Below are 20,338 nucleotides of genomic sequence, written 5' to 3'. Positions count from 1 at the left end.
GGATCGCGATGCCTGATGAGAAGGGGAGGGGACAGCCGGGCCGGGGGCTCTATGAGTGGGCCCAGGCACTGGTGTGCTCCGTGCTGGCGGCGGTGGTGGTGTTCGCTTTCGGGATCCGGGTGGTGGGCGTGTCCGGCGGATCGATGCGGGAGACGCTGCAAAACGGCGATCTGCTGCTGGTGGTGAACAGCCCCCTGTGCGGCGGGTATGAGCGGGGGGACGTGGTCATCGCCGCCAAGGCCGCCTTCGAGTACGGCGAGCCCATCGTCAAGCGGGTCATCGCCACCGGGGGGCAGACCGTGGACGTGGATTTCGGTGCCGGGATCGTCTATGTGGACGGCGAAGCGCTGGAGGAGCCCTATATCCGGGAGGCCACCTACCTGGCGGAGGGGACGGAGTTCCCCCTCACGGTGCCGCAGGGCTGCGTCTTCCTGATGGGCGACAACCGCAACGAGAGCCGGGACAGCCGCGCCCCGGAGCTGGGGGCGGTGGACGCCCGGTGCGTCATCGGCCGGGCGGTGTTCCTGCTGCTGCCGGGGCCGACGGCGGGCCTGGGGATGCGGGAATGGGGCCGCATCGGGGCCCTGTGACCGTCCGGCGGCGCCGGGAGACGGCCGGACCGGGCGCATAGATATGCGGGGAGAGATAGGCCGGGCGGGAGACGGGGCAGGCCGCCGGGAGATCTACGAGTGGGTCCAGGCGCTGGTGGGCTCGGTGCTGGCGGTGGTGCTGGTCTTCACCTTCGGCATCCGGCTCATCGGCGTGGACGGCCGCTCCATGGTCCCCACCCTCCAGGACGGGGACCGGCTGCTGGTGCTGGACGCCATGCTCTGCGGCGGGTATGGGCCGGGGGACATCGTGGTCCTGCGGAAGGAGAGCTTCCTCCCCACGCCCATCGTCAAGCGGGTCATCGCCACCGGGGGGCAGGTGGTGGACATCGACTTCGCCTCCGGGACCGTCTATGTGGACGGCCGGCGCCTCTGCGAGGACTATGTCAGCGGGCCGACCTCCACGGCGGAGGGGACGGAGTTCCCCCTCACGGTGCCGGAGGGCAGCGTCTTCGTCATGGGGGACAACCGCAGCAACAGCACCGACAGCCGGGACGCGCGGCTGGGCACGGTGGACGAGCGCTATATCATCGGCCGGGCGGTGTTCCTGGCCGTCCCCGGCCCGGACGCCGTGACGGGGGAACGGGGATTCGGACGGATCGGAGGGATCGGCTGATGGAGATCCAATGGTACCCCGGCCACATGGCCAAGACCCGCCGCATGATCGCGGAGCAGCTGAAGAACGTGGACGCGGTGTGCCAGATCCTGGACGCCCGCATCCCCCGCTCGAGCCAAGACCCGGACGTGGACGGCCTGACGGCGGGGAAGCCCCGCCTGGTGGTGCTGAACCGGGCGGACCAGGCGGACCGGGAGGCGACGAGGGCCTGGGCGGCCCATTTCAAAGAGGCGGGCTGGGCCGTGCTGGAGACGGACGCCAAGAGCGGCGCGGGCACGGCGAAGTTCCCCGCCGCCGTCCGGGCGCTGCTGGCGGACAAGCTCCGGGCCTACGCGGAGAAGGGCCAGGCGGGCCGGGTCGTTCGGGTGATGATCCTGGGCATCCCCAACGTGGGGAAGTCCACCTTCATCAACAAGGTCGCGGGCCGGAAGACCGCCAGGGCGGAGGACCGTCCCGGCGTGACCCGCTCCAAGCAGTGGGTGCCCATCGATAAGGGGCTGGAGCTGCTGGACACCCCCGGCATCCTCTGGCCCAAGCTGGACGGCCGGGACGTGGGCCTTCACCTCGCCTTCACCGGCGCGGTGAAGGACGAGATCCTGGACACGGAGGGCCTGGGATGCTATTTGATGGCGTACCTCGCAGGGCGCTACCCGGAGGCCCTGCAGGCCGGCTACAAGCTCCAGGCCCTCCCGGACCGGGGCGGGGAGGAGGACGACGCGGCCTACGGATACCGCCTGCTGGAGGCCGCCGGGCGGCGGCGGGGCTTCCTCGTCCCCGGCGGCGGGGTGGACACGGAGCGGATGGCGAAGATCCTGCTGGACGAGTTCCGCTCCGGCAAGCTGGGGCGGTTCACACTGGAGCTGCCGGGATGAGTGGGAGGATGAGAAAGGCCCTCGGCGCGGCGGCGGTGACGGCGTATGCGGTCCTGCATCTCTATACCGGCGTCCGCGCGATCTTTGAGAACGGGTACCATGACTACACGGCCTGGTCCTGGACCGGCCTGGGGCTGTGGCTCCTGTGCCTGCTGGCGCTGGATATGTGGCTGTACTTTTTCGGGGGAGCGGAGCTGCTGCGCAGTTTGGAATGGTCCTGGGGCTTCAGCACCGGGATGTACGGCGTGATGGTCCTGTGCGCTTTGCTGGACTGGACGCTGCCGGATCTGGCGGCGCTGGTGTTCGTCATCTGGTCCTTCGTGACGCCGGTGCATCAGCTGTCGGCCCTTTCCTGGCCCTTCCGGGCCCTGGCGGGGACCGAGGTCCGGACCTGCATGGGAGCTTCGTTCTGCCTTTTCCATCTCGTGTATGTCGCCCGGCTCCGCCGCCGGGCCATGAAGGAAGGAGCGCTGCCGGATGGACCTGTGGGCCCCGGAACGGGAACAGTGGGATAAGGGCTTCGAGCGCATCTGCGGCGTGGACGAGGCGGGCGCGGGCCCCCTGGCGGGGCCGGTGTACGCCGCCGCCGTCATCCTGCCGAGGGGGATCGAGATCCCCGGCCTGGACGATTCCAAGAAGCTGACCGAGAAGAGGCGGGAGGCCCTTTATGATCTCATCACCGCCCGGGCGGAGGCATGGAGCGTCGCGTCCGTCACGGAGGCGCAGATCGACGAGATGGATATCCTGAACGCCCGGATGCTGGCGATGCAGAGGGCCATCGACGGCCTCCCCGCCGGGCCGGACCTGTGCCTGATCGACGGCGACCGGGACCACGGCAGCCGCGTCTCCATCACCGCGCCCCACATCACGCTCGTCGGCGGGGACGGGAAGAGCGCCTCCATCGCGGCGGCGTCCATCCTGGCCAAGGTCAGCCGGGACCGCTACGTCTCCCGGGAGCTGGACGCCCTCTACCCCCAATACCGCTTCGCCAGGAACAAGGGCTACGGCACGAGGGCCCACTACGCCGCCCTGGACGAATACGGCCCCTGCCCGGCCCACCGGAGGACCTTCCTGAAAAAGTGGGAGGCGAGGCGGGGATGAACCGGGCCAAGATCTCCGGCGACCAGGGGGAGGACGCGGCCGCCCGGTATCTCGAGGAGCGGGGCTATGCGCTCCTGGACCGCCAGTGGCGGTGCCGCTTCGGGGAACTGGACATCGTGTGCCGGTCGCCGGACGGCGTCCTCTGCTTCGTAGAGGTGAAGCGCCGGGGCCCCGGTTCCATCGGCCTGCCCCGGGAATCCGTGGACGGCCGCAAGCGGGGCCGCCTGCGCCGGGCCGCGGAGCTGTATCTGGCCTCCCGCGGCCTGGACGCCCCCGCCCGCTTCGACGTGGCGGAGGTCTATGAGGGAGCCGGCGGCGCCCTCCGGGTGGAGCATCTGGAGGCCGCCTTCGAATGAAAAGACGACATCAGAAAGGTGAGGATGTATATGAAGTATTTGAGCACCCGGGACCGCAGCCTGCGGGTCACCGGAGCCGAGGCCGTGAAGCAGGGCCTTTCCAAGGACGGCGGGCTGCTGACCCCGGAGTCCATCCCCCAGATCGACGGGGCGTTCCTGACGGACCTGAGCAGGCGTCCCTACCGGGAGCGCGCCGCCAAGGTCATGGCCCTTTATCTGACGGACTACAGCGAGGAGGAGCTGCTGGGCTTCGCCGAGAACGCCTATGGCCCCGATAAATACGACACGCCCGCCGTGGCCCCCCTCCGCAAGGTGGACGGGGACACCTACTGCCTGGAGCTGTGGCACGGCCCCACCTCCGCCTTCAAGGACATGGCCCTGCAGATGCTGCCCCAGCTCCTCTCCGCCGCTCTGGGCAAGACCGGGGAGGACAAGACGGTCTGCATCCTGGTGGCCACCTCCGGCGACACCGGCAAGGCCGCCATGGAGGGCTTCGCCGACGTGCCCCAGACGAAGATCATGGTCTTCTATCCCAAGGACGGCGTGTCCAAGGTCCAGGAGGCCCAGATGGTCACCCAGGACGGGGAGAACGTGGGCGTGTGCGCCGTGGAGGGCAACTTCGACGACGCCCAGGCGGGCGTGAAGCGCATCTTCTCCGACGCGGATATCCGGGAGGCCCTGGCGGGCCGGGGCTACCTCCTCTCCTCCGCCAACTCCATCAACTGGGGGCGCATCCTGCCCCAGGTGGTCTATTATATCTCCGCCTACTGCGACCTGCTCCGGGACGGGGCGCTGGCGCTGGGGGACAAGGTGGACTTCTGCGTCCCCACCGGGAACTTCGGCGACATCCTGGCGGCGTACTACGCCAAACGCATGGGCCTGCCCGTGGGGAAGCTCATCTGCGCCTCCAATCAGAACGACGTGCTGACGGACTTCCTCCGCACCGGCGTGTACGACCGGGACCGGCCCTTCCACAACACCGTGAGCCCCTCCATGGACATCCTGGTCTCCAGCAACCTGGAGCGGCTGCTCTTCCATCTCTCCGGCGAGGACGACGCGGAGGTCCGGGGCTATATGGAGGCCCTGGGCACCGGCGGGAGGTACGAGGTCTCCGAAAAGATCAAGGCGGCCCTCCGGGAGCAGTTCTGGGGAGGCTCCTGCAGCGAGGCGGGGACCTTGGAGACGATCGCCCGGTATCACAAGGAGCACGGCTACCTCATCGACACCCACACCGCCGTGGCGGCGGGGGTGCTGGAGCAGTACCGGGCGGAGACCGGGGACCGGGCCCTGACGGTCTTCGTCTCCACGGCCTCTCCTTATAAGTTCTGCGACAGCGTGCTCCAGGCGATCGGCGAGACGCCGGAGGGCGACGGGGTGGAGCTGCTGGACCAGCTGAACGCCGTTTCCGGCGTGGCGGTGCCCCGGCGGCTGGCGGCCCTGAAAGGGAAGGAGCGGCGGTTCAGCCTCACCTGCGGGAAGCAGGGCATGGACGGCGTGGTGCTGGAGTTCCTGGACTGATGGCCCTCTATGCCATTGGGGACCTGCACCTTTCCTTGACGGCGGACAAGTCCATGGAGGTGTTCGGCCCCGCCTGGGAGGGCTACGTGGACCGCATCGGGGAGGCATTGTCCGCCCTGGGGGCGGAGGACGTGCTGGTCCTGGCGGGGGACACCTCCTGGGGCATGAGCCTGGAGGAGGCGGAGGCGGACTTCCGCTTCCTGGACCAGTTCCCCTGCAAGAAGTACCTGGTCAAGGGCAACCACGATTATTGGTGGACCACCGCCGCCAAGCTCCACCGCTTCTTCGGCGAGAAGGGCATCCATACCCTGGACATGCTCCACAACAACTGCTTCCCTTACGGGGACTATGCCCTCTGCGGCACGCGGGGCTGGTTCCTGGAGGAGGACGCCCACAACGTGAAGGTCCTCGACCGGGAGGCGGGGCGGCTGGAGGCGTCTTTGAAGGCGGCGGGGGAGAGGCCCATCCTGTGCTTCCTCCACTACCCGCCCCTTTACCAGGGCTACGAGTGCCCGGAGATGCTGCGGCCCCTGGAGGACCACCGCGTCCTCCTGTGCTGTTACGGCCATCTCCACGGCCACGCGATCCGCCGGCGGCTGGAGGGGCGGCGGGGAGGGACGGACTTCGCCCTCATCTCCGCCGACTATCTTGGCTTTGTCCCAAAAAAAATTTGTGACTGAAGGAAAAAAGACTGGAATTTTCGATTTTTTTCTGATAGAATACTGATTTGTCCCGGCGTATGAACGCCGGGGATGAACGGAGGAGAACGACATGAGTGTGAAAAGCTGCGAAAAGCTTGAGAAGAGTCAGGTCGCGCTGACCATCGAGGTGGAGGCCGCCGCCTTCGAGGCCGCCATCGAAAAGGCGTACCGGAAGACGCGGGGCAAGATCAAGGTCCCCGGCTTCCGTCCCGGCAAGGCCCCCCGGAAGATCATCGAGGGCATGTACGGCGTGGAGGTGTTCTTCGACGAGGCGATCAACATCGCCTTCCCCGACGCCTATGAGGCCGCCGTGAAAGAGCAGGAGCTCAATGTGGTGGGCTATCCCTCCGTCGAGCTGATGGGCGAGTGCACCCGGCAGGGCTTCACCTTCAAGGCTGTCGCGCCCGTGTATCCTGAAGTCGTCCTGGGCCAGTATAAGGGCCTGTCCGCCCCCAAGGAGGAGGTCAAGGTCACGCCGGAGGACGTGGACCGCCGCCTCCAGTCCCTCACCGACCGGAACACCCGCCTGGTGTCCGTGGACCGGGAGGCCAAGGAGGGCGACACCGCCGTCATCGATTTCGAGGGCTTCCTGGACGGTGAGCCCTTCGACGGCGGCAAGGGGAGCAATCACAGCCTGGAGCTGGGATCGCACAGCTTCGTCCCCGGTTTCGAAGAGCAGGTCGCCGGCATGAAGGCCGGAGACGAGAAGGATATCGACATCACGTTCCCCGAGGACTATCACGCGGACCTGGCCGGCAAGGCCGTGGTCTTCAAGGTGAAGTGCCACGAGGTCAAGGAGAAGGAAGTCCCCGCCCTGGACGACGAGTTCGCCAAGGACGTGAGCGAGTTCGACACCCTGGCGGAGCTGAAGGCCGACCTGGAGAAGCAGGTGGCCGAGGACCGGGAGAAGGACGCCCAGCGCGGCTTCGAGGACGCGCTGATGGAGCAGGTGGCCCAGGGCATCACCGCCGAGATCCCCGACGCCATGGTGGACGGCCAGGCCCGCCAGTTCCTGGAGAACTTCCGCACCCAGATCGCCCAGCAGGGCATCCCCTACGAGCAGTACCTCCAGATGACCGGCATCCAGGAGGCGAAGCTGCTGGAGGACGCCAAGGAGCCCGCCTTGCGCCAGGTGAAGATGGATCTGGCCGTCATGGCCATCATCAAGGCCGAGGGCATCGAGGCCACCGACGAGGACGTGGAGGCCGAGTACGCGAAGCTGGCGGAGCAGTTCGGCATGGATCTGGAGATGGTGAAGAAGTACATCCAGGCCGACCAGGTCAAGGACCAGATCTGCAGCCGCAAGGCCGTGGAGGTCGTGGTGGGGAGCGCCACCGCCGTCAAGCCGGAGGAGGGCCCCGCAGGAGAGGAGGCGCCGGCCGCCGAGGAGAAGAAGCCCGCCCGGAAGCCCCGCAGGAAGAAGGCCGAGGCCGCCGAGGGCGAAGAGCCGGCCGCCGCGGAGAAGAAGCCCGCCCGGAAGCCCCGCAAGAAGAAGACGGAGGAGACCGAGGAGCCGAAGGACGCCGAATGAGCCGGATCTTTCTATGAGGGCCCATGGATCCGACACGTTTCCACATGATGCCTGTGGTAACATGTGAAAATGCTCGTGATAGGAAGGACCGTCGGAGCGCGCCCCGCCTCCGATGGGGAGGGCGTCCACAAAAGACTGGAGGTTTTCACAGTGAGTTTAGTCCCTTACGTAGTAGAACAGACCAACCGGGGGGAGCGTTCTTATGACATCTTCTCCCGGCTGCTGAACGACCGCATCGTCTTCCTGGGCGAGGAGGTCAACGCCACCACGGCCAGTTTGATCGTGGCCCAGCTCCTGTACCTGGAGGCCCAGGACCCCGATAAGGACATCCAGCTGTATATCAACAGCCCCGGCGGCTCCGTCACCGACGGCATGGCGATCTATGATACCATGCAGTACGTCAAGTGCGACGTATCCACCATCTGTGTCGGGATGGCGGCCAGCATGGGGGCGTTCCTGCTCTCCTCCGGAGCCAAGGGCAAGCGCATCGCCCTGCCCAACGCGGAGATCATGATCCACCAGCCCTCCGCCGGGACCCAGGGCCAGATCACCGACATGGCCATCCACCTCAAGCGCCTGGAGATCATCAAGGAGCGGATGAACCGCATCCTGGCGGGGAACTGCGGCCGTTCCATCGAGGAGGTCACCGCCGCCTGTGAGCGCGACAATTTCATGAGCGCCGAGGAGGCCCGGGAGTTCGGCCTGATCGACAAGATCCTGGTGAACAAGGACAGCGGGGAAGCGAAGAAGGACGAGGCGTGAGGACGGCCCATCCCTGATAGAGAACTGAGGTAGGAATATGAACGACGACGGCAAGAAACCCCTGCGGTGTTCGTTCTGCGGCAAGCATGAGCAGCAGATCCACCGCATGATACAGGGCCCCGGCGTGCGCATCTGCGACGAGTGCGTCCACCTGTGCATGAGCATTTTGAACGACGGCTTCGAGGCGGACGCCCCCGCGCTGGAGGATCTGCCCGACCATCTGCCCGCCCCCCGGGAGATCCGCGACACCCTGGATCAGTATGTCATCGGCCAGGAGGAGGCGAAGGTCGCCCTCTCCGTCGCGGTCTACAACCATTATAAGCGCATCTTCTTCGGCGGTGACGAGGACGTGGAGCTCCAAAAGAGCAACATCCTGATGCTGGGCCCCACCGGCTCCGGCAAGACCCTCTTCGCCCAGACCCTGGCCCGCATCCTGAAGGTGCCCTTCGCCATCGCCGACGCCACTACCCTGACCGAGGCCGGCTATGTGGGCGACGACGTGGAGAACATCCTCCTCCGCCTGCTCCAGGCCGCTGATTTCGACGTGGAGCGGGCCGAGCACGGCATCATCTACGTGGACGAGATCGACAAGATTGCCCGGAAGAGCGAGAACACCTCCATCACCCGGGACGTCTCCGGCGAGGGCGTGCAGCAGGCGCTGCTGAAGATCGTGGAGGGGACCGTCGCCAACGTGCCGCCCCAGGGCGGCCGGAAGCACCCCCACCAGGAGTTCATCCAGATGAACACGAAGGACATCCTGTTCATCTGCGGCGGCGCCTTCGACGGGCTGGAGAAGATCGTGGAGAAGCGCCTGGACCAGAAGAGCATCGGCTTCGGCGCCAACGTCAAGGGAAAGAAGGACAAGGACCTGAGCAAGATCCTCCACGAGGTCCAGCCCCACGATATCTTGAAGTTCGGCCTCATCCCCGAGCTGGTGGGCCGCCTGCCGGTGATCGCGCCGCTGAACGGCCTGCGCCGGGAGGACCTGGTCCGCATCCTCCAGGAGCCCAAGAACGCCCTGGTGAAGCAGTACAAGAAGCTGCTGGAATACGACGACGTGGACCTGGAGTTCGAGCCCGAGGCCCTGGACGCCGTGGCGGACAAGGCCATCGAGCGGAACATCGGCGCCCGGGGCCTCCGGGCCGTCATGGAGGGGATGCTGACCCAGATCATGTACGACATCCCCTCGGATCCCACCATCGTCAAGGCCGTCATCACGAAGGAGTGCGTGGAGGGCAGGGGCCAGCCCATCCTGACGAGGGACCCCGAGAAAGTGGGCTATCCCGTGAAGCTGAACCCCGGCAAGAGCGGGAAGTCCCGGAACACGCCGCCGAAGTCGGCGTCTTGAACACGAGAAGGGCCCGGCCGACGGGCTTAGAGAGAGGAAGGGACGACGTCCCTTCCTCTCGGGCTGTAAGGCTCGATTCCATTCTCTTCCATCCGTGCCCTGCCCCTGGAAAGGAGCGTGAACCATGGGACTGACAACGACGAACCTGCCCGTCCTGGCCCTCCGGGGCCTGACGGTCTTCCCCCATATGGACCTGACCTTCGACGTGGAGCGCCCCATCTCCATCGCCGCGCTGGAGCGCGCCATGGAGGCGGAACAGGACATCTTCCTGGTCACGCAGCGGGAGATCGGCGTAGAGCTCCCGGCGGAGGAGGACCTGTACCAGATCGGTACGGTCTCCCACATCCGGCAGATCCTCCGGCTGTCCTCCGGCTCCGCCCGCGTCATGGTGGAGGGACGCCGCCGGGCCCGCCTGCGGCGGCTGTGGCAGTCCACCCCCTACCTCCAGGCCAACCTGGAGGAGCTGGCGGAGGAGCCCCCTTCCGAGGCGTCCCGCCGCAGCCCCCGGACGGAGGCGCTGCTCCGCCAGACCTGGAACCTGTTCAGCGAGTATGCCCAGCTGTCCGGCAGCGTCCCGGAGGAGGTCGTCACCGCGGTGATGGACGACCGGGACGTGGGCCATCTGGCGGACTTCATCGCCCAGAACCTCTCCCTGCGCCACACGGATAAGCAGGAGATCTTGGAGGAGCTGGCCCCCTTCGTCCGCCTGCGGAAGCTGAACGGGCTGCTGGCCCGGGAGTGCAGCATCCTGGGCTTCGAGCACGAGATGGAGGGCAAGATCCGGGACCAGCTGATCCGCGCCCAGCGGGACCAGATCCTCCGCACCCAGATCCGGGTCCTGCAAAACGAGCTGGGGGAGGACGACGAGGACGAGGCCGGGGACTACTGCCGGAAGATCCTGGAGCTGAAGCTGGGGGAGGAGGCGGAGGAGCACCTGCTCAAAGAGGCGGGGAAGCTGTCCCGCCAGCCCTACGGCAGCGCCGAGGCGTCGGTGATCCGGAACTATCTGGACGTGTGCCTGGAGGTGCCCTGGAACACCGAGACGCGGGAGCGGGTCAGCGTGGACGCCGCCCGGAAGGTGCTGGAGAAGGAGCACTTCGGCCTGGAGAAGGTGAAGGAGCGCATCCTGGAGACCATCGCCGTCCGGCAGATGAACCCCAAGGGCAAGGGGCAGATCCTCTGCCTGGTGGGGCCGCCCGGCGTGGGCAAGACCTCCATCGCCGTCAGCGTGGCCAAGGCGCTGAACCGGAAGCTGGCCCGTTTGTCCCTGGGCGGCGTCCGGGACGAGGCGGACATCCGGGGACACCGGCGGACTTACATCGGTTCCATGCCCGGCCGGGTGATCGACGCGGTCATCCGGGGCGGGTCCATGAACCCGCTGCTGCTGCTGGACGAGATCGACAAGCTGGGCAGCGACTACCGGGGCGACCCGGCCTCCGCCCTGCTGGAGGTGCTGGACAGCGAGCAGAACCACGCCTTCCGGGACCACTATATGGAGATCCCCGTGGACCTGAGCCGGGTGATGTTCATCACCACGGCCAACACCACGGACACCATCCCCCAGCCCCTGCTGGACCGGATGGAGGTCCTCCGCCTCACCAGCTACACCGACGAGGAGAAGGTGGAGATCGCCCGCCGCCACCTGCTGCCCAAGCAGCTGGCGGAGCACGGCTTGAAGAAGTCCGCCCTCCGGGTGGGCGACGACGTCCTCCGGGCCGTCATCCGGGATTATACCCGGGAGTCCGGCGTCCGCCTGCTGGAGCGCCGCATCGCCGCCCTGTGCCGGAAGGCGGACATGAAGCTGGTGTGCGGCGAGGCGAAGCGGCTCACCGTGACCGAGGAAGACCTGCCGAAGCTCCTGGACTGCCAGCCCTATCCCCCGGCCCTGCACACGGAGCGGGAGGAGGTCGGCGTGGTGAACGGCCTGGCCTGGACGGAGTCCGGCGGCGAGATCTTGGAAGTGGAGGTCAACGTCATGGAGGGCGCCGGCAAGCTGGAGCTCACCGGCAACTTGGGCGACGTGATGAAGGAGTCCGCCCAGGCGGCGCTGAGCTGCATCCGCAGCCGGGCGGAGGTGCTGGGCGTAGAGGCGGAGTTCTACAAGAACAAAGACATCCATGTCCATTTCCCTGAGGGCGCGGTGCCCAAGGACGGCCCCTCGGCGGGCATCGCCGTCACCACGGCCATGCTCTCCGCCCTGACGGACCGGAAGATCCGGGCGGGCATCGCCATGACGGGGGAAGTGACCCTCCGGGGCCGGGTGCTGGCCATCGGGGGCCTGAAGGAGAAGACCATGGCGGCCCTGCGGAACGGTATCCGCACCGTGCTGATCCCCAAGGACAACCTCCGGGACCTGGAGGAGATCGACCAAACGGTCCGGGCGGCGCTGGAGTTCGTCCCGGTGGAGACCGTGGACCAGGTCTTCTCCGCGGCGCTGCTCCCGGGACCAGGCCGGGAGCCGGCCGCTGACCGGGAGCCGGCTGCTAGCCTGGAAGAGACAGCGGGCCCCATCTTCGTCCCCATCAGCCGGGAGGATACAGAGGCCGTGTTGCGACAGTGAAGGAGGGAGCATGCCCATCGATTTTGGAAAAGCGGAGTTCATCCGCTCCGCCGGGACCCGGGAGCAGTTCCTCTGGGACGGCCTGCCGCAGTTCGCGTTCGCAGGCCGGTCCAATGTGGGGAAGTCCTCGGTCATCAACCGCCTGCTGGGCCGGAAGGACCTGGCCCGCGTAGGTGCGTCCCCCGGCAAGACCACCCAGGTGAATTATTACCTGGTGGACCGCCGGGCCTACCTGGTGGACCTGCCGGGCTACGGCTATGCCAAGGTCTCCAAGGCGGAGAAAGAGCGCTGGGGCCGCTTGATGGAGAGTTATTTCCAGGAGGCCCATATCACCGCCGGCGTGCTGATCGTGGACGCGCGGCACGAGCCCTCTGCCAACGATCGGACGATGCACAGCTGGTTCCGGGAGACGGGCTGTCCGGAGATCGTGGTGGCGAACAAGCTGGATAAGCTGAAAAAGAGCCAGGTCGATCCCGCCCTGGCCCTGATCCGGGAGGCCCTGGAGCTGGGAGAGGAGGACGTCCTCCTGCCGTTCTCCGCGGAGAAGGGGACCGGGAAGGAAGGGCTGATCCGCCTCCTGGACGCCGCCGCCGAGGGACCGCATCGATAAGGGAGCTGCCCGATGGGCCGTCAAGACGAGAGGAGCCCTTCCTGGGCCTCTCTCGTGACGCTCCTCCTTCCCGTTGAGGGGAGCCTCGTTGGTTTTTCGACACTGAGAGCCGCCCATGGGGCGGCTCTCAGCTCGTCTGTAAAGCAGGGAGGCTTGCCTGGCAGGCATGGGCAGGAGACGCGGGAGGGGGCGCCTCCCCGCCTTGGTCCGCGGACGGCCGGGGCGCGCTGGAACCCCCTTTGGCGCGGCGTCCGTCCGCCGGGAAGATGATGGGGACCCTCAGCAGCATGCTGAGGGTCCCCGTGTCATCGATAGAGGAACCGGTCACTGCACGATGAGGGTCGTCCCATCCATCTCCGGCGGGCAGGCCAGGCCCATCACGTCCAGCATCGTAGGCGCGATGTCGGCCAGTCGGCCGTCGGACCGCAGCTCGGAGCCAGCGCCGCAGAGGATGAAGGGCACCGGGTTGGTGGTGTGGGCGGTCATGGGACTGCCGTCGGGCTCCACCATCTGCTCGGCGTTGCCGTGGTCGGCGGTGATCATAGCGATGCCGCCCATCTTCAGGGTGGCGTCCACCACCTTGCCCACGCACGCGTCCACGGTCTCCACGGCCTTCACGGCGGCGTCGAACACGCCGGTGTGGCCCACCATGTCGCAGTTGGCGAAGTTCAGGATGATGACGTCATAGTTCCCGGACTCGATGCGCTCCACGCACTTCTCACAGACCTCGGGGGCGCTCATCTCCGGCTGGAGGTCGTAGGTCGCCACCTTGGGGGAGGGGACCAGCACCCGGTCCTCGCCGGGGAACACGGTCTCGCTGCCGCCATTGAAGAAGAAGGTCACATGGGCGTACTTCTCCGTCTCGGCGATGCGGAGCTGGGTCATGCCCATCTTGCTGAGATACTCGCCCAGGCCGTTGCTGACCAGCACGCGGGGGAAGGCCACTTCCACGTTGGGCATGGAGGCGTCGTACTCCGTGTTGCAGACGAAGGTCAGGGGGAAGAACTGCCGGGTGAAGCCGTCGAACTCCGGGTCCACCAGGGTCCGGGTGATCTCCCGGGCCCGGTCGGGGCGGAAGTTGAAGAAGATGACGCTGTCGTTGTCGGAGATGGAGCCCTCGGGGTCGCAGACCACCGGCTCCACGAACTCGTCGGTGACGCCCCTGCCATAGGACGCCTCCACCGCCGCCACGGGGTCGGGGTCGTTGATGGGGCTCTCGCCGTAGACCATGGCGTCATAAGCCTGCTCCACCCGGTCCCAGCGCTTGTCCCGGTCCATGGCGTAATAGCGGCCCATGACCGTGGCGATCTTGCCCACGCCCAGCTCCCTGCACTTGGCGGCGGTCTGAGCGACGAAGCCCGCGCCGGAGGTGGGGGACACGTCCCGCCCGTCCAGGAAGGCGTGGATATAGACCCGGCCGAGGCCCCGGTCCTTCGCCATCTCCAGCAGGGCGAAGAGGTGGGACAGGTGGGAATGCACGCCGCCGTCGGACAGCAGGCCCAACAGGTGCAGGGCGGAGCCCTTCTCCAGGCACGCGTCCATGGCGCGGCGGTAAGCGGGGTTTTGGAAGAAGCTGCCATCCTCGATGGCCCGGGTGATGCGGGGCAGGTCCTGGAAGACGACGCGGCCGCCGCCGATGTTGGTGTGGCCCACCTCGCTGTTGCCCATCTGCCCGTCGGGCAGGCCCACGTCCAGCCCGGAGGCGGAGAGGGTGGTGTGGGCGAACTCCCGGAAGAACCCGTCCAGCCGGGGGGTCTCAGCGGCCTTGACGGCGTTGCCGGTCTCTCCGCCTCCGGTCCCGAAGCCGTCCATGATGATCAGAGTGGTCGGTGTTTTGTTCATTTCGATACGCCTCCTCGCGGAGAAGATTCAGATCGTCCTCCCGGCGGCACGCGCGTCACGGGAGCGGCACGATCCGCGCGCCTTGGGCGCACGCCCCGGCGGCCGGTGCCGCCGCCGGCGGGGGAGACCGAGGGGGAGCGGCCCCCCTTGGGGGACATCACTCTTGGTTGGCCGCGTTGATGATCTCGACGAACTGGTCGGGCTTCAGGGCGGCGCCGCCGATGAGGCCGCCGTCGATGTCGGGCTGGGCCAGCAGCTCGGCGGCGTTCTTGGCGTTCATGGAGCCGCCGTACTGGATGGTGACGCTGCGGGCCACGCGGGCGCCGTACAGGGAGCGGATGGTGGCGCGGATGTTGGAGCAGACCTCGCCGGCCTGCTCGGCGGTGGCGGTCTTGCCGGTGCCGATGGCCCAGATGGGCTCATAGGCGATGATGCAGCGGCGCAGCTTGTCGGCGGGGACGCCGAAGAGGGCGCTCTTCACCTGCAGGGCGATCCATTCGGTGGTGATGCCGGTCTCCCGCTGCTCCAGGCTCTCGCCTACGCAGATGATGGGGTTCATGCCGGCGTTCAGGACGGCGTGGACCTTCTTGTTGACGGACTCGTCGGTCTCGCCGAAATACTGGCGGCGCTCGCTGTGGCCGATGATGACGTACTTGACGGCCAGGTCCTTGAGCATGTCGGCGGAGATCTCGCCGGTGTAAGCGCCCTTCTCCTCGAAGTAGACGTTCTCGGCGCCCACGGAGATGCGCAGGTCCTTGAACGCCTTCGTGGCGGTGGAGATGTTGCAGGCGGGGACGCAGATCAGCGTCTCGCACCACTTGGCGCGGGGCATGATCTTGCGGATATCCTCGGCGAACTTCTTGGTCTCGGTGGCGGTCATGTTCATTTTCCAGTTGCCGGCGATGACCGTTTTGCGGTATCTGCGATTCATGATCTTCAATCTCCTTTTATATCTTTCATTTCATGGCAGGCCGGAGGCCCGCGGGGACAGCTGAAGCGATTGCCAACTATTTTATAGCCCAAATAGACGGAAATGTCAAGGGCATAACGCATGTTCCCTGAACTTTTTCGGAAAAAGGGCCGTCTTCCCCGCCATATGGCCTGGGGATCCGCCGCGGGATGCGGGATGGATCTTCGCGGGAGGAGGGGGACTGGGGACCGCCCCCGGACGGAGCCCGGCCGTCCAGGGCGGCGCCCCGGCCCGCGGACCGGCGGCGGGGGCCGAGGGGGGAGGGATCCCGCCCGGCGGAGCGCCGGGGGCACAAAGAGGGCCCTGCCGGCGGGGAGGGGGAGCGTCATGAGAGGGGCCCGGGAGGGGCCCCTCCCGCTTCCGGTCCCCGGGCCTCAGGACGGCCCCGAGGGCCCGGGGATCCGCTCAGGCCGGCGGGGAGGCATGGGCCTGGACGAGGGGGAGCCCGCTCCCCCTCGGAGGACGCCTCACGCGTCCAGGAGGCAGGCGACGCCGGGGAGCTCCTTGCCTTCCATGAACTCGAGGGAGGCGCCGCCGCCGGTGGAGATGTGGCTCATCTTGTCGGCGTAGCCGAGCTGCTGCACGGCCGCCGCGGAGTCGCCGCCGCCGATGATGGTGATGGCGGAGGTCTCGCTCAGCGCCTCGGCCACGGCCTTGGTGCCCACGGCGAACTTGTCGAACTCGAACACGCCCATGGGCCCGTTCCAGATGACGGTGCCCGCGTCCTTCACGGCGTCGCGGTACAGCGCCACGGTCTTGGGCCCGATGTCCAGGCCCTGCCACCCGTCGGGGATCTGGCCGGCCTCGACCACCTTGCTGTCCGCGTCGGGGGCGAACTTGTCGCCGATGACGGTGTCCACCGGCAGGAGGAGCCTGACGCCCTTCTCCCGGGCCTTCTCGATCATGTCGAGGGCGTACGCCTCCCAGTCGGCCTCCAGCAGGCTGTCGCCCACCGTGCCGCCCTGGGCGGCGGAGAAGGTGTAGGACATGCCGCCGCCGATGATGATGGTGTCGGCGATCTCCAGCAGGTTGTTGATGACGCCGATCTTGGAGGAGACCTTCGCGCCGCCCAGGATGGCGACCAGGGGCCGCTTGGGATCGGCCAGGGCGCCGCCGATGAAGTCCAGCTCCTTCTGGATCAGGAAGCCGGAGACGGCGGGCAGGTAGGCGGAAACGCCGGCGGTGGAGGCGTGGGCCCGGTGCACCGCGCCGAAGGCGTCGGACACGTAGACGCCGTCGCTCCCCGCCAGGGCGGCCATCTGCTTGGCCAGCTCCGGATCGTCCTTGGTCTCGCCCTTCTCGAAGCGGGTGTTCTGGAGCAGCATGATCTCGCCCGGCCGGAGGGCGGCGGCCTTGGCCTGGGCGTCGGGGCCCACCACGTCGCCGGCCAGGATCACCGGTCTGCCCAGCAGCTCGCTCAGGCGCTGGGCCACCGGCTCCATGCGCAGGGCCCGGAGGGACTCCTGCCACGCCTCCTCCGTGATGGAGGACTCGTCCTTGCCCTTTTCCAGCTGCTTCTTCTTATAGGAATCGAAGGTGGCCACGGGCTTGCCCATGTGCGAGCAGGCGATGACGGCGGCGCCCTGGTCCAGCAGGTACTGGATGGTGGGCAGCGCGGCCCGGATGCGCTTGTCGTCGGTGATGACGCCGCTGCCATCCTTGGCCAGGGGCACGTTGAAGTCGCAGCGGAGCAGCACCTTCCTGCCCTTGACGTCGATGTCTTTGACGGTCTTCTTGTTGTAATTCATTTGAGAACTCCTCCAAAAAGCTATTTTTTGCGGCGCGGCTGCGCCGGTTCAAACGTTCTCGGCCATCTCCCCGGCCCCCAGTAGGCCGGGGAACCCGTTCTGCCGCAGGGCCTCGTACACGCAGACGGCCACGGTGTTGCTCAGGTTCAGGGACCGGGCCTCGCCGATCATGGGCAGGCGCACGCAGCGCTCCCGGAACCGCTCCCGGAACCACAGGGGCAGCCCGGCGGTCTCCTTGCCGAAGAAGAGCCAGCTGTCCGGCCCGAACCGCGCCCCGGCATAGGACCGGGGGGCCTTGGTGGTGGTGAGCCAGGCGTCCGCGGCGGCCTCGGGATGGCGGCGGAACAGGTCGTCCAGATCATCGTAGTCTGAGACCTCCACCAGATGCCAGTAGTCCAGGCCGCAGCGCTTCATGTTCCGCTGGATGGCGTCCTGGGAGATGTCGAAGCCCAGGGGGCGGACCAGGTGGAGGCTGGCCCCGGTGACGGCGCAGGTGCGGGCGATGTTCCCGCAGTTTTGTGGGATCTCGGGTTCCACCAGCACGACGTGCAGCATAGGGCGGGCCTCGCTTCCTCTCAGAATGGTATCATTGTAATCTATCATCTGAACGAATTCAACCATATCCTGCGAAAAAAATGCATTTCCTAGGAAAGCGCGTGGGGGAGGAGGGGGGAGATCCTGCGAAACGACGAAAATGCGGGCCCTCACCCGCCGTTCTCCCCGGCTTTTCCGTAGGGTCTGACAAAAACGGACAAGAAATAGGAAAAGATCTGGAAAAAATTCTAGGGACAAAATGTGAAAGACCACTGGATTTTCCACAAAGATCTGATATAATGGAAACAGCTTTCGTAAAAATGTGCAAAGGAGTGAGCGCTCATGTACCGCGCGGAGCGAGCTGTCCTCATGTTCGAAGAAGACGCCGCCGTCCCGGCGGGCGCCAAGCCGCTGATGCTGGAGACCGTGCTGTCCCGTCCCATTTTGTCCTGGGTGTGTGACCGATCGCGGGCCGAAGGCGTCCAGCGGTTTTTCGCTGTCTGCGGCCCCCGCTTCGCGGAGGGAGCGAGGGCGCTCCTCCCGCCGGACGCGGTGGTGTCCGAGCAGTGGGCGGACCTGGCGGCCTTCCTGGACACGGACGAGCCGGTGCTGGTGCTGCCCAGGGCGGCCTTCCCGATGGCGGAGGCCGGCCCCGGCTTCGCCTACGCCGCCTCCGGCCGCGAGCTGGCGCAGCGGTGGCGGGAGAAGATGACCAACGACGTCCAGGGCGCGGAGCTGGTCCCCGGCTGGCTGCCGGTCTATGGCCCGGAGACCATCGCCGAGATCGAGGCGCTGCTGGAGCGGAGAGGCGGGAGAGCGTAGATCCGTCCGATGTGCCGATCGGACAAAAAATATGATGATCGGTTAACGGTCATGGAAAGAGAGCGTTTAGGATATGATTTCACACGGGAAAGATATCAAGGTGTTTTCCGGCAACGCGAACCTGAAGCTGGCGAAGGAGATCTGCGCGCAGATGGGGACGAAGCTGGGAGAGGCCGAGGTCGGCGCCTTCTCCGACGGCGAGGTCTTCGTCTCCCTGTATGAGACCGTCCGGGGCAGCGATGTTTTCGTGGTCCAGCCTACCTGCAGCCCGGTCAACAACAACCTGATGGAGCTGCTCATCATCATCGACGCGCTGAAGCGGGCCTCCGCGGGCCGCATCACCGCCGTCGTCCCTTACTACGGCTATGCCCGGCAGGACCGCAAGGCCAAGGCCCGGGATCCCATCACCGCCAAGCTGGCGGCGAACATGATCACCGCCGCCGGGGCGGACCGGGTGCTGACCATGGATCTCCACGCCGCCCAGATCCAGGGCTTCTTCGATATCCCTGTGGACAACCTGGCGGGCAACCCCATCTTCGTGGATTACTACGCCAAGAAGTTCGGCTCCGCCTGCGAGGACATGGTGGTGGTCTCTCCCGACGTGGGATCCGTGTCCCGGGCCCGCGCCTTCGCCCAGAAGCTGCACATGCAGCTGGCCATCGTGGATAAGCGCCGCCAGCGGGCCAACCAGTGCGAGGTCATGAACGTCATCGGCGACGTGGAGGGCCGGGACTGCATCCTCTTCGACGACCTGGTGGACACCGGCGGGTCCCTGTGCAACGCCGCCCAGGCCCTGGTGAACAACGGGGCCCACAGCGTCAACGCCTGCGCGTCCCACGGCGTGCTCTCCGGCCCGGCCATCGACCGGATCAACGCCAGCCCCATCCAGGAGCTGGCCCTGCTGGACACCATCCCGGCCATCAAGCCCGGCCTCAGCGAGAAGATCAAGTACCTCTCCGTGGCCCCCATGTTCAGCGACGCCATCGAGCGCATCTACCAGGAAGTCTCCATCTCCAAGCTGTTCCGGTGATCTCGTCCCCCGAGGGGGGCGCACGGAGCGTCCGCACGCCGCGCCCCGGCGTCCCGCAGGGGGAGAGGGGCGGTCCGGCGGCGGCGCGGCGGGGGGATCCATACCTATCGGATAAGGCCATCGAGGCGGGGGAGGGTCACTTCCCCGCCTATTGGACCGTCCGGATCTGACGATCTTCAGTATCTTTTGGAAAGGCGGGACCGCTGTGTTTGGGAACAAGGGCTCTTCCGTGGAGTGGCTGATCGCGGGGCTGGGGAACCCCGGCCGGAGATATGAGGATACCCGGCACAACATGGGCTTCCGCACCGTAGAGCTGCTGGCGGAGCAGGCGGGCGTGAAGCTGAACAAGGTGAAGTTCAAGTCCGCATATAATATCATGGAGTTCGCGGGGGCCCGGTGCCTGGTGATGAAGCCCCAGACCTATATGAACCTCTCCGGCGAGGCCGTCCGGGAGGCGGCGCAGTTCTATAAGATCCCCGCCGACCATGTGCTGGTGATCTATGACGACGTGTCGCTGCCCGTGGGGAAGCTGCGGGTCCGTCCCGCCGGGTCCGCCGGGGGGCACAACGGCGTCAAGGACATCATCGCCCGCCTGGGGACCCAGGAGTTCCCCCGGATCAAGATCGGCACCGGGGCCCCGGAGGATAAGGACGGCATGATCGACTGGGTCATCGGCGTCCCCTCCCGGAAGGAGCGGGAGATCCTGCTGGGATCGTTCCGGCGGGCCATCCAGGCGGCGGAGTGCATCATCGTCCATGGCTGCCAGAAGGCCATGAACGACTTCAATCGCGCCTTGCCTTGAGCGAAGG

At 66.9% G+C, this 20,338-nt stretch carries 20 protein-coding genes; 16 read left to right on the top strand and 4 right to left on the bottom strand.

The window, feature by feature from the left end:
* The first annotated feature begins 8 nt into the window (after nt 1–8).
* The 13 genes from lepB (QZ332_RS04210) (at nt 9) to yihA (ending at nt 12,583) form a co-directional block, all read left to right on the top strand.
* A complete protein-coding gene (gene lepB / locus QZ332_RS04210) occupies nt 9–590 on the top strand; it encodes a signal peptidase I (protein ID WP_295762689.1) in 582 nt (193 codons plus the stop codon).
* Nucleotides 591–633: 43 nt separating this feature from the next.
* Nucleotides 634–1,224, top strand: coding sequence for a signal peptidase I (gene lepB, locus QZ332_RS04205; protein WP_295762686.1), 591 nt, complete (start codon nt 634–636; stop codon nt 1,222–1,224).
* Entirely contained in the window at nt 1,224–2,096 is an 873-nt protein-coding gene (gene ylqF / locus QZ332_RS04200; protein WP_295762683.1) for a ribosome biogenesis GTPase YlqF, read from the top strand. Before lepB (QZ332_RS04205) ends, ylqF begins: the two co-directional genes overlap by 1 nt.
* Before the next feature lie 8 nt (nt 2,097–2,104).
* Nucleotides 2,105–2,611, top strand: coding sequence for a hypothetical protein (locus QZ332_RS04195; RefSeq protein ID WP_295762680.1), 507 nt, complete (start codon nt 2,105–2,107; stop codon nt 2,609–2,611).
* Complete coding sequence (locus QZ332_RS04190) at nt 2,574–3,197, top strand: ribonuclease HII (protein ID WP_295762677.1); 624 nt, start codon at nt 2,574–2,576, stop codon at nt 3,195–3,197. Before QZ332_RS04195 ends, QZ332_RS04190 begins: the two co-directional genes overlap by 38 nt.
* On the top strand, nt 3,194–3,553 hold the full coding sequence (locus QZ332_RS04185; protein WP_295762673.1) for a YraN family protein: 360 nt from the start codon (nt 3,194–3,196) through the stop codon (nt 3,551–3,553). The genes QZ332_RS04190 and QZ332_RS04185 overlap by 4 nt, the downstream gene beginning before the upstream one ends.
* 30 nt (nt 3,554–3,583) lie before the next feature.
* Nucleotides 3,584–5,071 carry a threonine synthase gene (thrC, locus tag QZ332_RS04180; protein WP_295762671.1) on the top strand — a complete coding sequence of 496 codons (1,488 nt, stop codon included), beginning with the start codon at nt 3,584–3,586 and terminating at the stop codon, nt 5,069–5,071.
* Nucleotides 5,071–5,751 carry a metallophosphoesterase gene (locus tag QZ332_RS04175; protein WP_295762668.1) on the top strand — a complete coding sequence of 227 codons (681 nt, stop codon included), beginning with the start codon at nt 5,071–5,073 and terminating at the stop codon, nt 5,749–5,751. Before thrC ends, QZ332_RS04175 begins: the two co-directional genes overlap by 1 nt.
* Nucleotides 5,752–5,842: 91 nt before the next feature.
* A complete protein-coding gene (tig, locus tag QZ332_RS04170; protein ID WP_295762665.1) occupies nt 5,843–7,303 on the top strand; it encodes a trigger factor in 1,461 nt (486 codons plus the stop codon).
* 150 nt (nt 7,304–7,453) lie between these two features.
* Complete coding sequence (locus QZ332_RS04165) at nt 7,454–8,065, top strand: ATP-dependent Clp protease proteolytic subunit (RefSeq protein ID WP_295762662.1); 612 nt, start codon at nt 7,454–7,456, stop codon at nt 8,063–8,065.
* A 37-nt stretch (nt 8,066–8,102) separates the two neighbouring features.
* On the top strand, nt 8,103–9,413 hold the full coding sequence (gene clpX, locus QZ332_RS04160; protein ID WP_295762659.1) for an ATP-dependent Clp protease ATP-binding subunit ClpX: 1,311 nt from the start codon (nt 8,103–8,105) through the stop codon (nt 9,411–9,413).
* Nucleotides 9,414–9,537: 124 nt separating this feature from the next.
* Nucleotides 9,538–11,973 (top strand): endopeptidase La, encoded by a 2,436-nt coding sequence (lon, locus tag QZ332_RS04155; RefSeq protein ID WP_295762656.1) that lies wholly within the window; start codon nt 9,538–9,540, stop codon nt 11,971–11,973.
* A gap of 10 nt (nt 11,974–11,983) precedes the next feature.
* Nucleotides 11,984–12,583 (top strand): ribosome biogenesis GTP-binding protein YihA/YsxC, encoded by a 600-nt coding sequence (gene yihA, locus QZ332_RS04150; protein WP_295762653.1) that lies wholly within the window; start codon nt 11,984–11,986, stop codon nt 12,581–12,583.
* Between the two features lie 324 nt (nt 12,584–12,907).
* On the opposite strand, the gene gpmI is transcribed toward yihA, so the two are convergent.
* From gpmI to QZ332_RS04130, 4 genes are all read right to left on the bottom strand, one after another.
* The gene (gene gpmI, locus QZ332_RS04145; protein ID WP_295762650.1) at nt 12,908–14,425 is read right to left on the bottom strand and encodes a 2,3-bisphosphoglycerate-independent phosphoglycerate mutase; all 1,518 of its coding nucleotides are present in this window, start codon (nt 14,423–14,425) and stop codon (nt 12,908–12,910) included.
* A 157-nt stretch (nt 14,426–14,582) separates the two neighbouring features.
* Nucleotides 14,583–15,356 (bottom strand): triose-phosphate isomerase, encoded by a 774-nt coding sequence (gene tpiA, locus QZ332_RS04140; protein ID WP_295762648.1) that lies wholly within the window; start codon nt 15,354–15,356, stop codon nt 14,583–14,585.
* Between the two features lie 506 nt (nt 15,357–15,862).
* Nucleotides 15,863–17,143 carry a phosphoglycerate kinase gene (gene pgk / locus QZ332_RS04135; protein ID WP_295762645.1) on the bottom strand — a complete coding sequence of 427 codons (1,281 nt, stop codon included), beginning with the start codon at nt 17,141–17,143 and terminating at the stop codon, nt 15,863–15,865.
* 48 nt (nt 17,144–17,191) lie between these two features.
* The gene (locus QZ332_RS04130) at nt 17,192–17,698 is read right to left on the bottom strand and encodes a tRNA (cytidine(34)-2'-O)-methyltransferase (protein ID WP_295762642.1); all 507 of its coding nucleotides are present in this window, start codon (nt 17,696–17,698) and stop codon (nt 17,192–17,194) included.
* Nucleotides 17,699–18,046: 348 nt separating this feature from the next.
* Here QZ332_RS04130 and QZ332_RS04125 point away from each other — a divergent pair, with 348 nt between their 5' ends.
* From QZ332_RS04125 to pth, 3 genes are all read left to right on the top strand, one after another.
* The gene (locus tag QZ332_RS04125; protein ID WP_295762639.1) at nt 18,047–18,499 is read left to right on the top strand and encodes a hypothetical protein; all 453 of its coding nucleotides are present in this window, start codon (nt 18,047–18,049) and stop codon (nt 18,497–18,499) included.
* A 73-nt stretch (nt 18,500–18,572) separates the two neighbouring features.
* Nucleotides 18,573–19,529, top strand: coding sequence for a ribose-phosphate pyrophosphokinase (locus QZ332_RS04120; RefSeq protein ID WP_295762637.1), 957 nt, complete (start codon nt 18,573–18,575; stop codon nt 19,527–19,529).
* A 205-nt stretch (nt 19,530–19,734) separates the two neighbouring features.
* Nucleotides 19,735–20,331 (top strand): aminoacyl-tRNA hydrolase, encoded by a 597-nt coding sequence (gene pth / locus QZ332_RS04115; RefSeq protein WP_295762635.1) that lies wholly within the window; start codon nt 19,735–19,737, stop codon nt 20,329–20,331.
* Nucleotides 20,332–20,338 lie beyond the last annotated feature (7 nt).

This window comes from uncultured Oscillibacter sp., assembly GCF_910584465.1.
In the GTDB taxonomy this organism is placed as follows: Bacteria; Bacillota; Clostridia; order Oscillospirales; family Oscillospiraceae; genus Oscillibacter.
Note: the sequence above shows the minus strand (reverse complement) of the source record. Positions and strands in the feature narration are given on the sequence as shown.